The 13,393-nt window shown below is 46.3% G+C and carries 11 protein-coding genes; all 11 read left to right on the top strand.

From position 1 onward, the window contains the following. The first annotated feature begins 29 nt into the window (after positions 1-29). On the top strand, positions 30-572 hold the full coding sequence (locus L1D55_RS00600) for a TRAP transporter small permease (RefSeq protein WP_239915989.1): 543 nt from the start codon (positions 30-32) through the stop codon (positions 570-572). Next, positions 569-1,912: a TRAP transporter large permease gene (locus L1D55_RS00595; RefSeq protein WP_239915988.1), complete on the top strand. Its 1,344-nt coding sequence runs from the start codon at positions 569-571 to the stop codon at positions 1,910-1,912. The genes L1D55_RS00600 and L1D55_RS00595 overlap by 4 nt, the downstream gene beginning before the upstream one ends. Positions 1,913-1,949: 37 nt before the next feature. Next, positions 1,950-3,134, top strand: coding sequence for a Xaa-Pro peptidase family protein (locus L1D55_RS00590; RefSeq protein ID WP_239915986.1), 1,185 nt, complete (start codon positions 1,950-1,952; stop codon positions 3,132-3,134). A 224-nt stretch (positions 3,135-3,358) separates the two neighbouring features. Continuing rightward, positions 3,359-5,041 carry an LruC domain-containing protein gene (locus tag L1D55_RS00585; protein ID WP_239915985.1) on the top strand — a complete coding sequence of 561 codons (1,683 nt, stop codon included), beginning with the start codon at positions 3,359-3,361 and terminating at the stop codon, positions 5,039-5,041. Between the two features lie 9 nt (positions 5,042-5,050). Beyond that, positions 5,051-5,560, top strand: coding sequence for a hypothetical protein (locus L1D55_RS00580; protein ID WP_239915984.1), 510 nt, complete (start codon positions 5,051-5,053; stop codon positions 5,558-5,560). Between the two features lie 410 nt (positions 5,561-5,970). After that, complete coding sequence (gene betI / locus L1D55_RS00575) at positions 5,971-6,573, top strand: transcriptional regulator BetI (RefSeq protein ID WP_239915983.1); 603 nt, start codon at positions 5,971-5,973, stop codon at positions 6,571-6,573. A 105-nt stretch (positions 6,574-6,678) separates the two neighbouring features. Continuing rightward, positions 6,679-8,139: a betaine-aldehyde dehydrogenase gene (gene betB, locus L1D55_RS00570; RefSeq protein ID WP_239915982.1), complete on the top strand. Its 1,461-nt coding sequence runs from the start codon at positions 6,679-6,681 to the stop codon at positions 8,137-8,139. 72 nt (positions 8,140-8,211) lie between these two features. Further along, positions 8,212-9,915: a choline dehydrogenase gene (betA, locus tag L1D55_RS00565; protein ID WP_239915981.1), complete on the top strand. Its 1,704-nt coding sequence runs from the start codon at positions 8,212-8,214 to the stop codon at positions 9,913-9,915. Between the two features lie 120 nt (positions 9,916-10,035). Continuing rightward, positions 10,036-11,007, top strand: a complete 972-nt coding sequence (locus tag L1D55_RS00560) for a choline ABC transporter substrate-binding protein (protein ID WP_239915979.1) — start codon at positions 10,036-10,038, stop codon at positions 11,005-11,007. 95 nt (positions 11,008-11,102) lie between these two features. Beyond that, a complete protein-coding gene (gene choW / locus L1D55_RS00555; protein ID WP_004736863.1) occupies positions 11,103-11,945 on the top strand; it encodes a choline ABC transporter permease subunit in 843 nt (280 codons plus the stop codon). 2 nt (positions 11,946-11,947) lie between these two features. After that, entirely contained in the window at positions 11,948-13,162 is a 1,215-nt protein-coding gene (gene choV / locus L1D55_RS00550) for a choline ABC transporter ATP-binding protein (RefSeq protein WP_239915978.1), read from the top strand. Positions 13,163-13,393: the final 231 nt, after the last annotated feature.

Here is a 13,393-nt window from a genome sequence, read left to right as displayed (position 1 = left end):
ACTGAACGAAGTATGGAGCACTGCCTGCTATGAAAGAACTGCTACATAAAATAAGTGTCGCGACAGAAAAGCTAGAGCGCGTTCTGATCATGACTGCCATTCTCGCGATGATGATCAACTCGACTGCCAATGCGATTGGTCGTTACGCCTTCAATAAAAGCCTATTTTTCTCGGAAGAGCTCAATCAGTTTCTGATTGTCTCTGTTACCTTCGTCGGCTTCGCCTATGCGGTGCGCCAAGGTCGAAATATTCGTATGACCGCGGTCTACGATTCATTGAGTACTAGAGCTCAGAAAGTTCTCACAACCATCATTGCATTATTAACCGCAATGCTGATGTTCTATCTCACCTACCACGCGTTCTTTTACGTTAAAGAGCTGAAAGACATCAATCGGTTAAGCCCAGCCTTGCAGTTCCCTGTGTATTGGGTATACGCGATCATTCCAATTGGTTTTTTCATTGCCGGATTGCAATACAGCATGAGCTTCTTGATGAACTTATTGCACAAAGAGATCTACGTGTCATTTGACGTGATTGAAAATAGAAACACAAAAATAGGTGAGTTCGAATGAACGATGTTGCTCAGTTTTTCTCGGACATTATTGCCGGCGAATTAGATATTTATGTCATCACATTTACGCTTGTCTCTGTGATGGTGATTTTGCTGTTTTTGAGCTTCCCTATGATTGTGCCGTTAGCGGTTGGAGCTTTGATTGGCTTGATTCATTTCTCTCAGGTTGAGCCGGGAGTGCTGATTCAACAGATGGTCACGGGCATCTCACCGAACGCATTGATTGCCGTTCCCATGTTTATATTGGCGGCCGATATTATGACGCGTGGACATACAGCCTATAATTTACTTGGCCTGATTCAAGCGTTTGTTGGACACCTGCGTGGTGGCCTGCCGATTACGACGTGCATCAGTTGTACCTTGTTTGGTTCTGTTTCCGGTTCGACCCAAGCGACCGTCGTGTCGGTCGGCCAAATCATGCGTCCGAAGTTACTGCAAGCGGGCTACAAAGACAGCTTTGTTATGGCGTTGATCATCAATGCAAGTGACATCGCGTTTCTTATTCCACCGAGCATCGGCTTGATTCTTTACGGCACCTTAGCCAACGCCGGTGTTGGGGAGTTGTTTATTGCTGGTATTGGTCCGGGCTTAGTGCTCGCTAGCCTGTTCTCGTTATACAGCTATGCCTACAGTGTGAAACACAGCGATACCATATCTTTGGTTGAAAAGGCCAACACAGCCGAGCGTGTTGAAGCGATCAAGAAAGCGATTCTTCCTCTTGGTTTCCCTGCTTTGATTATCGGTGGAATCTATTCTGGCGTGGTCACGCCTACGGAAGCGGCTTCATTTGCTGTGTTATATGCAATCATTGTTGAGTGCGTTTTCTATCGCAAACTTGGCGTAAAAGACATCTGCGATGCAGCGCTGAATACCGGTTTGATTACCGCAGTTGTCTTTGTGCTGGTTGGGGTGGGGCAGGCCTTCTCTTGGTACATCTCGTTTGAGCAAATTCCTCAGGAGTTGCTAGCACCTCTTGACTTAGAAAACGCCTCACCTGAATACATTCTGTTTGTTATCGCGCTGACTTTCTTTGTAGGTTGCATGTTTGTGGACTCATTGGTTGTTCTATTGATCTTAACACCTATCTTTATGCCGATAGTTGCTTCCGCAGGAATTGATCCTATCTTGGTCGGTGTGATGGTAACGTTGCAAATGGCTATTGGGTCGGCAACACCTCCATTCGGTTGTAACATTTTTACTGCGATAGCGATTTTTGATCGGCCTTACATGGAGGTCATCCGTGGGACGTTACCGTTTTTCCTTATCTTGATATTGATGTCTGCTTTGCTGATTTTCTTCCCAAGTATCGCTTTGTTACCAAGAGACATTTTATTCAATTAATTCGTCGAGTTACCCTTATTCAATCAAGGATAGAAATATGAGTATATTGCCGTTAACACCTCCGCAGAGAGGGTTTGAATCAGCAGAACTAGAGCAACGTACTGTGGAGTTACAACAACGTCTACGTGCTCAGAACATCGATGCAGCGTTCTTTACGACCGAACCAGAATTTCGCTATTTCAGTGGCTTCAAATCGCAGTTCTGGGAAAGCCCAACTCGACCTTGGTTTTTGGTGGTTCCTGCGACTGGCAAGCCTATCGCCGTGGTGCCAGAGATTGGTGTCGCTGGTTTCGACGATACATGGATTGACGACGTGCGCAGTTGGCCGTCACCAAGACCAGAAGACGACGGTATCTCTTTGCTCGCGGCTACATTGTTAGAAGTCTCCAAAGGTTCTCGCCGAATCGGTTCGATGGTTGGCCCTGAAACACATCTGCGTATGCCCGCTGCAAACTATGTGTTATTACAGCAGAAACTGAGTCACCACAGTATGGTTGATGTGTCGTTGGTGATTCGAGACTTGCGTAGTGTAAAGTCTCAAGCTGAGATCGATAAAGTTCGCTTTGCCTGCCAAGTCACGGCTGTGGGCTTTGAATATCTTCGCAATAACCTTTCGATAGGGATGACAGAACGACAGGCGTGCAAAGCTATGCATCTGGAGATGTTACGTTTGGGTGCTGATGCGTGTCCATATCTTATATCCGCATCCGGTCAAGGTGGCTACGACAACATTATCATGGGGCCGACCGACCGCGTGCTTGGTGCAGGTGACGTGCTAATCATCGATTCGGGGGCTAATTTTGATGGATACTTCAGCGACTTTGACCGTAATTATGCCTTTGGTCATGCAGCACCTGACACTATCGCAGCTTATGATGCTGTTTATCAATCGACAGAAGCGGGGCTCGCAATTGCTGAGCCGGGACGCACCACTGGGGAGGTGTGGCAAGCTATGTGGTCTGTACTCGAAAAGAACGGTGCACTTGGCAACGATGTAGGTCGCCTGGGGCACGGCTTAGGCATGCAGCTAACCGAGTGGCCATCACATGTGCCTAACGGAGATGTAGTCTTAAAACCCGGTATGGTGCTCACCCTTGAGCCGGGCATGGCATTTGCGAAAAACCGCATGATGGTCCACGAAGAGAACATCGTGATTACCGAATCTGGCTGCGAAATGTTACACCAAAGGGCATGGCAATCGATACCTATTATTACTCAGTAATTGTGTGTTTATTACTTCTAGTCTTGCTCTAGGTAAACCAATAAAGGTCGCTATCAAACTAGTGACCTTTTTTGTGTTTGTTTTTTCCATTTCAACTTCATTCTCAAATTGAGAAAAGTGACAGGTCCTATTCTAAGTTATTGTTAATTAGTGCTTTGTTTTTCGGCATTATACTTGATCTGTTTCTCTCTACACGTTTAAGGCTGGTGAAGAGAGGGAACAGAATGAGGAATTGGAATTCAGTCATACTGCCGGGTTGCTTGGTGCCATGTGTTGCGATGGCGTTGACAACCGCAGACTTTACATTTGAATCTGGAGCGGATGCTTCTAACTATTCTGCAAAAGGTAAACCCAACAATACCTATTCAATATCAGAGTCACTTCCGCAAGATGTTTTAACTAACGTTTATTCGATGCTGCCTGAAGGGAGTGCGGTCAATAGTGCGTTCATTGCTCCAGAGCGTTATTCAAGTATTGATATTGACGATGAACTAAATGGCGCGGAATACGCCACTGTATCTTTGACGTTCCTCAACGAAGGGGCGGGCTATCGAAATACCCTCGGTTATTTTGTTTTTGATACCGACAACCCACCTGCAACTAAAGATGACATCAACGCACACGTTGTGGTGTTTCCTAATACATCCGTTGCTGATGTTGGGGAAATGCAAGAAGGGGATACCATCGACCTCAATGTCCAACTCACCGCGGGTCAAACATTGGCCTTCTTTATCATCTCTAACGGTTGGGGCTGGGAAGGATCTTATAACAACATCCCTTGGCTTGGTGGTTGGGGAACGCCTTTCTACAGCTATCCTGCTTTGAATCCAGAGGCGACCGCTGAAAATAGAAGGCACAATGTGGCTTTCCTTGATACCGAGAATGAGTTCTTGGTGCTTGGTTTTGAAGATATCTACCGACCTAGTGGAGACAATGACTTCAACGACTTGATCTTCACGGTTGACGTGACTCCGTTTTCTGCGGTTGATGGGGTTAACGAAGATGGCACAACAGACTCGAAATATGAGGTGCTTGTTCAAGAGAACAATGAAGATGTGACAGTGACAACCGTCTACCCAAGTTCGAATAGCTACGCAACAATTGCCTTTGAGGATAACTGGCCGCTAAAAGGTGACTGCGACTTCAATGATGTGGTTTGGCGTTATCAAGTCACGGAGCAGCTTAACGGTCAACGAGAACTCAAAAATTTGACTGTAGATTACACGCTTCAAGCGATGGGTGCAGGCTACTCGAATGGTTATGCTGTGAAGTTGCCGAATGTCTTGCCTGCGAATGTAGCGTCTACCACACTGACTCGTAACGGCGTCGCTGTTGGTCACACGATTTTACAAGCGGGAGACAGTGAGACGATTTTGATGGTGTCAGAAAACCTAAGAGAGGATCTGGAAAACTTAGGTGAACTAACAGAAAGCTGTGTTTTCTACCGAACCCAAAGTGCGTGTTCTGGGGTACAAAACGCTGACGTGCTTAACTACCAACTGTACGTGGAATTTACTACACCAGTATCACGTGATGACATAGGTTACCCACCTTATGACTCGTTTATCTTTGGCGCTGATGGTACTTATCACGGTGACTTCGTTGCGACCCCACCAGGTATGACGTGGCAAACTCACTTGAAAGAGTTTTCAGGTACTAGTGATATGAATGACACCTTGTTCAATAGTCATGATGACAGCTCTTCAGGCTCTGAGTCGTTCAAAACCAGCAATAACATGCCGTGGGTTATTAATATTCGAGACGAATGGGATCACCCTGTAGAACTGGTTGATATCAGTGATGCGTATACGTCATTCCCTACATGGGTAACCAGCAGCGGTGAAACCGATGGTGAATGGTACAAAGCATCGACCACTAACAAAGTTATATCAGCGACGGATGAGTAGGAGAGCACCATGAATAAGATAAGCAAATTAATCACCATGACATCCTTCTCACTCATAGTCAGTGCTTGTGGCGGCGGTGGTGGAGGTGGCGGTGGTAATACGAGTGCATCACCTGCGCAGACTCCAGCTGCGACACCGTCTCCGACGCCAGCTCAACTGCCTGCGTCAGCAATCCAACCTGCCGCGATCAGTACGTCTGACATTGTGGCGCCTGTTGGTTTCTCATTTGATATTGGGGAGAAGATTAGCTTGTCAATGGATTACACGGGAACGACGGCAGGGGCTCTTCATTTGTACTCTGAGTCAGCATTTGTCATGAGCAATGGTGATGTTGTTGCAGAGCCTACTTCTCGAATCACAACCGTTTATCCAACACACACCGATGTCGTAGAGTTAGAAGTCAATGGAAACTGGGAGCAGATCTATGCTCGTTGGGTGCCAATGAGTAGTAAGGAGCAAGAACAGAGCTGGGTGATCACACTCGATCAGTCGAGCAATAGCTACCATTTGGCTTTCTAGTAACGTGTCGCTTCTCGATAAAATATCGAGCGATATTATTGATAGTATTTCCAACTTAAAGTACCCAAATATTCGGGTACTTTTATTTTTTCACCTGCTTTCCCTTCCTTTATTCCAAAGAAAAATAGAGCTGAAAAGAGGGGCTCTTATTTAGTAAGCCTACTTCCTCTGCTGCTTAAAACTTAGGCGTTTCAATTAATATCTATTGAGCCATAACCATCATAGTTCAAACTTTCAATGAGTTTGATTAGTGCACTAAATGAATGTTAAGTATCTGTTTTTATGGTAGTTGTTGTTTGTCTAGCGCTACTTTGTTAATGGTTTGTTTTAAATAATCATTTGAACCCTAACTAAATTTCTGTCATTTTATATTTAACTGAACGTTCAATAAAAAATAAAAGGACTGAGAAATGCCGAAGGTTGGGATGCCTGATATACGTAAACCACAACTCGTTCAAGCCACCATGGCCGTGATCGACCGAGTGGGTTTGCACGCCGCGAGTATTGCGTTGATCAGCAAAGAAGCGGGAGTCTCTACCGGCATCATTAATCACTATTTTGGTGGCAAGCACGGCCTGCTCGAAGAGACCATGCGTGAAATCCTTCGCCAACTGTCCAATACCATCACAACCTCATTAAAAGCACTCCCTGTTGATGCTCACCAACAGAGGATCAATGCGATCATCGATGGCAACTTCGAAGGCTATCAAGCCGAGAATAAGGTCGCGAAGGCGTGGTTGGCGTTTTGGTCATACTCCATGCATGACGAACAGTTAAAACGATTACAGCGTGTGAATGAAAGACGTTTGCTCTCGCATTTGCGCCTTGAATTAAAAGGTATTTTGGATCATGAACAAGCAGATCTCGTTGCTCACGGAATCGCGTCTCTGATTGATGGTTTATGGCTGAGAGGCACGTTAAACCCAGATGGTATCGATGCTCAGAAGGCGCGCGCCATCATCAACGATTACCTTGATAAACAACTGACGTTCTACTCGTGCAGTACCAAATAGAACGCAGTATTAGAACTAGAACAGCACTAGAACGACCAATACTTACACCTAACATTCAAACTAGACCAGTAGAGTCTAATAACAATAATTAAGTCAGAATCTCAAATGGAAATGAACTCGTTATACATTGATGGCGCAGCGGTCAAAGCTACGTCTGGTGAAACCTTTGATAGCATCAACCCAGCAAACGGCGAACCTATCGCCACGCTAGGCCAAGCCTCTGCAGCAGATGTGGATAGCGCTATCGAATCCGCGAAGCGTGGCTTTGCGGTATGGTCAGCAATGACAGCGGTAGAGCGTAGTCGCATACTTTTGAAGGCCGTTGAAATCCTTAGGGCTCGAAACAATGACCTTGCGAACCTTGAGGTTGTTGATACGGGCAAGCCGTTGCAAGAAGCAATTGAAGTAGACGTGGCGTCTGGCGCTGATGTTATTGAATACTTTGCGGGCCTTGCTCCAACTCTACAAGGCGACCAACAACCGCTGAGCGAATCTCAATTCTTTTACACACGCCGTGAACCGCTAGGCATCTGTGCTGGCATTGGCGCGTGGAACTACCCTATCCAAATCGCGATGTGGAAATCAGCTCCGGCGCTTGCTGCGGGTAATGCGATGATTTTCAAACCTTCAGAAGAAACACCGCTAACCGCTCTCAAACTTGCTGAGATCTTTACCGAAGCAGGTCTTCCTGATGGCGTGTTCAACGTGGTTCAGGGCGACTACCGTGTGGGTCAAATGCTAACCGCGCATCCAGACATCGCGAAAGTCTCTTTCACGGGTGAAACCGGTACGGGTAAAGCCGTGATGGCTGACAGCGCGAAAACGCTGAAGTCAGTCACTATGGAGCTTGGCGGTAAATCACCTATGATCGTGTTTGATGATGCGAAATTGGATGATGCAGTTTCTGCTTCGATGGTCGCGAACTTCTATACCCAAGGCGAAGTGTGTACTAACGGTACTCGCGTTTATGTTCATGAAAATATATACAACGATTTTATCGACCAACTTAAAACGCGCACAGAGAAGCTGATCGTTGGTAACCCAATGGACATGGAAACTCAGATCGGTGCGTTAATTTCTAAAGAACACCTTTCAAAAGTCCTTGAAGCGATTGAGCTAGCTAAACAGTCGGGTGCAACCTTGCTGACGGGCGGCTATCAAGTGACAGACAACGGTCTTGAAAACGGCAACTTTGTTATCCCAACCGTGTTTGTGGATTGCGAAGACCACATGCCACACGTCCAGCAAGAGATCTTTGGCCCAGTGATGTCGGTAATGAAGTTTACTGATGAAGACGATGTGATTCGCCGTGCTAACGACACTAAATACGGCCTTGCTGCTGGCGTATTCACGCAAAACCTCTCTCGCGCTCACCGCGTTATTCATCAAATGCAGGCAGGTATTTGCTGGGTGAACACGTGGGGTGATTCACCGGCAGAAATGCCTGTTGGTGGCTACAAACTTTCGGGTATTGGCCGTGAAAATGGACCAGAGACTCTACTTCACTATACGCAGACTAAGAGCATTCTTATCGAACTTGGCGACTACGCCAGCCCTTATGCCTAACGCGTAACACTCAATTTTATGGGCTAGCTTAAAGTAGCTAGCTCTACTGACTCACCTCAGGGAATAGATAACATGGAACAACGCTACGATTATATTATCGTCGGCGCGGGTTCGGCCGGCTGTGTGTTAGCGGATAGGCTAACGGAAAGCGGTGAACATAGCGTTTTATTACTGGAAGCTGGTGGTACGGATAAGAGCATTTTTATCCAGATGCCGACCGCGCTTTCTTACCCAATGAATACTGAAAAGTACGCTTGGCAATTTGAAACAGAGAAAGAGCCGGGCCTTGACGGGCGTGAACTGCATTGCCCACGTGGCAAGGTATTAGGTGGCAGTTCATCGATCAACGGAATGGTTTATGTTCGTGGTCACGCGTGTGACTTCGACCAGTGGGAAGAAGAGGGCGCTGCCGGTTGGAATTACCAAGCGTGTTTGCCTTATTTCCGCCGTGCTGAATCGTGGAACAAAGGTGGCGACGAATACCGTGGCGACAATGGCCCTGTCGGTACTTGTAACGGCAACGATATGGAGCTCAACCCGCTTTACCAAGCGTTCATTGATGCAGGTAAAGACGCCGGTTACCCAGAAACTCAAGATTACAACGGCTACCAGCAAGAAGGCTTCGGCACTATGCACATGACGGTAGATAAAGGTGTTAGAGCCTCAACCTCTAATGCTTATTTACGTCGTGCATTGAAGCGCTCAAACCTTACTTTGATGAAAGGCATTGTGGCTCGTCGTTTCTTACTTGAAGCACAAGACCAATCAGGCTTGAAAGCGGTTGGTGTCGAGTTTGAAAAGTCAGGCAATACCCAAGTGGCGGTAGCGAACAAAGAAGTGATCTCTTCTGCGGGGTCTATCGGTTCTGTTCAACTGCTTCAACTATCTGGTATCGGCCCGAAAGCGGTGCTTGAAAAAGCGGGCGTTGAACTGAAACACGAGTTGAATGGCGTAGGTGAAAACCTTCAAGACCACCTAGAAGTGTACTTTCAATACCACTGTAACGAACCTATCACGCTTAACAGCAAGCTTGGCTTGGTGAGCAAAGGCATGATTGGCGCAGAATGGATTTTGACGCGCAAAGGTTTGGGTGCGACCAATCACTTTGAATCGTGTGCGTTTATTCGTTCTCGCAAAGGGTTGAAGTGGCCAAATATTCAATATCATTTCCTACCAGCAGCAATGCGTTACGACGGCCAAGCGGCCTTTGATGGCCATGGTTTCCAAGTACACGTTGGACCTAATAAGCCAGAGAGTCGCGGTACGGTTGCGATCACTTCGGCAGATCCACATGCCAAACCAGAGATCATTTTCAATTACATTTCGACCGAGCAAGACCGCCAAGATTGGCGTGATTGTATTCGTCTGACTCGCGAAATTCTGTCGCAACCAGCGATGGATTTTTACCGTGGTGAAGAGATTCAGCCGGGTCTAAACGTTACCTCCGATGAAGCGATTGATGAGTGGGTTAAGCAGAATGTTGAAAGTGCTTATCACCCTTCTTGTGGCTGCAAAATGGGTTCAGATAACGATCCAATGGCGGTGCTTGATGAAGAGTGTCGTGTTCGTGGCATTGATAATCTGCGTGTCGTCGACTCGTCTGTTTTCCCAACCATTCCAAACGGCAACCTAAATGCGCCGACCATCATGGTTGCCGAACGCGCATCTGATTTGATTTTGGGTAAACCAATGCTTAAAGAGCAGGATGTTCCAGTGTGGATTGCGCCGGAATGGGAAGAAAAACAAAGAATCAATAAGCCAGTAAGAGAAGCTTAAGCCTCTGTTACTGCTTAAAAATAACAAAAATAGTAACACCAATCATAAGTCAAAAGTCAGCAGAACTGCCGCTATCCGTTTGAGATAGAGCAGCAAAAGGAAAGATCAAAAGGAACCATTATGACGACTCTAAATATTCAGAACGTGGCGAAAAAAACGTTAACAACACTCGCTATCAGTTCATTTGCATTTGCGGCGAACGCTACTGTTGAGCCACAGCAATGTGAAAACGTGCGCTTTGCTGATGTCGGTTGGACAGACATCACCGCAACGACTGCCGTCACTTCTGAGCTACTGAAAGGTCTTGGTTACAAAACCAAAACAGACTTGCTTTCAGTACCCGTAACTTACTCTTCTATGGCCAATGGCGACATTGATGTATTCCTAGGTAACTGGATGCCAACCATGGAAGGCGATATTGCTAAATATCGTGAAGCGGGCACCGTTGAAACCGTTCGTGCCAACCTTGAAGGTGCGAAATACACGCTCGCTGTACCTAAGTATGTGTACGACGCCGGTGTGAAAAGCTTCGCAGACCTAGCAAAGCATGCTGACAAATTTAAAGACCGTATCTACGGCATTGAGCCTGGTAACGATGGCAACCGCCTAATCCAATCGATGATCGACTCTGACGCTTTCGGTCTAAAAGATTTCAGCCTAGTTGAATCAAGCGAAGCAGGCATGGTGTCGCAAGTATCACGCGCAGCACGTCGTAGCCAATGGATTGTTTACCTTGGTTGGGCACCGCACCCAATGAACAGTAACGTTGAGATGGAATACCTATCTGGTGGTGACGACTTCTTCGGCCCGAACTACGGCGGCGCAAATGTTTACACCAATGTTCGTTCAAACTACCTGTCTGAGTGTTCAAACGTCGGTCAGCTTCTACAGAACTTAGAGTTCACTCTAGAGATGGAAAACCAGCTGATGGAAGAGATTCTGAACCAGAATGTGAAGCCTGAAAAAGCGGCGCAACAATGGCTGAACAGCAATCCACAACAAGTGGAAGCTTGGTTAGACAACGTAAAAACGCATAAAGGCGAATCAGCGACGCAAGCCGTTACTGAATACCTAAAACAAGTTAAAGCTTAGTTCTACCTATCTCAACAGCTACATAAATAATAAAGGTGGGCTTACCAATTTATCGATTGGTTTGAAGTAGCCCACCCATAATAAAAGGCAATATTGTGAATTTTATTACGGAAAACAAAATCCCTGTCGGACAATGGATGGAAGCTGGTGTTGACTGGTTAACAATCAACGCAGCAGGTTTTTTTGATGCTATTTCTATCTTTTTAGAAACCGTTATTCTGTTTTTAGTCGATGTATTTAAATGGATGCCGCCTGCGCTCCCTATCGTGATTACCGCTGCGATTGCTTGGTATTTACACCGTAAATTGTCGTTGGTGATCTTCGTTGTCGCGGCGCTTCTGACCATCCTCAACCTTGGCTATTGGCAAGAAATGCTGGAAACCTTTGTTCTCGTCTTTGCGGCGACAACGATTTCCGTATTAATTGGCGTGCCGGTTGGCATCATGGCGGCGCACCGCCCTTGGCTTTACACCTTATTGCGCCCAATCCTCGATTTAATGCAGACGGTACCAACGTTTGTCTACCTTATCCCAACCTTGGTGCTATTCGGCTTAGGCATCGTTCCTGGCTTAATCTCGACCATTATTTTTGCTATCGCCGCGCCAATACGCTTGACGTACTTGGGCGTGACTAAAGTGCCTGAAGAGTTGATTGAAGCAGGCAAAGCCTTTGGTGCTAGCCGTATGAAGTTGTTACTCAAAGTGGAATTACCGGCGGCTCTGCCAAGCATTATGGCAGGTGTTACCCAATGCATTATGTTGTCGCTTTCTATGGTGGTTATCGCCGCTCTTGTCGGTGCTGACGGGCTTGGTAAGCCTGTTGTTCGTGCATTGAACACAGTGAACATCTCACAAGGTTTTGAAGCCGGACTGGCGATTGTATTAGTCGCTATCATTCTTGATCGCTTGTGCAAAACACCCAATCAGAAGGAGGCTTAATCATGTCTAGCTCTCAGGAAAAAAAGACAATGGACGCGATTACCATTAAAAATCTTGATGTCGTTTTTGGTGATAAGTCGAAGCAAGCGCTCGAGCTACTCGACCAAGGGAAAACTCGCCAAGAGATCATTGATGAAACAGGCCAAGTCGTGGGCGTAGATAATGTCTCTCTAACGGTTGAAGAAGGCGAAATTTGTGTCTTGATGGGCTTATCGGGCTCGGGTAAATCTTCATTGCTTCGTGCCGTGAATGGTTTAAACGAGATCAGCCGTGGTTCATTGGCAATCAAAGATGGCGATAAGCTGGTTGATTTGGGTGAAAAGTGCGACGAAGCGACACTGCGCCACTTGCGTACTCACCGTGTTTCTATGGTGTTCCAAAAATTCGCCCTGATGCCTTGGTTAACCGTGTTGGATAACGTGGCGTTTGGCCTTGAAATGCAAGGTGTCGCCAAAGATGTTCGTCGTGCTAAGGCGCGTGAACAGCTTGAAATGGTTGGTCTAGCTGAATGGGAAACGAAATTCCCGCATGAGCTGTCTGGCGGCATGCAGCAACGTGTTGGTTTAGCGCGTGCTTTTGCTATGGATACTGACATTTTATTGATGGATGAACCGTTCTCGGCACTTGACCCATTGATTCGTGCTCAGCTTCAAGATGAGTTGATCACGCTGCAAAGTAAGCTAAACAAAACGATTCTGTTCGTGAGTCACGATCTAGATGAAGCGCTGAAGATTGGTAATAACATCGCAATCATGGAGTCTGGCAAACTGATCCAACACGGTAAGCCCGAAGAGATCGTACTCACACCTAAAACGGAATATGTGAAGGACTTTGTTGCTCATACTAACCCATTGAATGTACTAAAAGGTCGCTCATTGATGCAGCCTCTGGATTCTCTGAAACAAGAAGATGAAAGCTGGCAGATCTGCGATTCAAAAGACCTATGGGTTGAGCAGAGCGAAGGGGAGCTATCTGTAAAAGGTGAATCGGATTTGGCACTTGTCGAGTGGAATGAGTCTGATGATTTAACCGAGATCAGCGGGTCGAGTGTGGTTGTGGTAAGCCCTGAGATTGGCATGCGCGACGCAATTAAGCTCAAGCAGATCAGTAACCATCCGATCTTGTTGGTTGAAGATAATCAATTGGTCGGAATCTTGGATAACAGTGAGTTTTACAACGCATTGACGGGAAATTTCCAACTCAATAATGCTGCTTAGTCGTTTGAGTTGAGCACACTCGATTTTAATGACAAATAGGTAGCGAAATCTCGCTACCTATTTGACTCTACTCTCTTTTTATTTTTCTCTTGTTCGCGACTTTTCTTTGATGGTTCGCCGCTTCAAACCGGAATATCAGTACTCAAAGTACAAAAGTGTTGTCACGTTCAAACTCAGAGGCATAGAAAAGATTGAGAATAGTATGAACATCAGTACAATGCGGAAAAATTA

The sequence above is a fragment of the Vibrio sp. Isolate22 genome (assembly GCF_022398115.1).
Taxonomy (GTDB): domain Bacteria; phylum Pseudomonadota; class Gammaproteobacteria; order Enterobacterales; family Vibrionaceae; genus Vibrio.
Note: the sequence above shows the minus strand (reverse complement) of the source record. Positions and strands in the feature narration are given on the sequence as shown.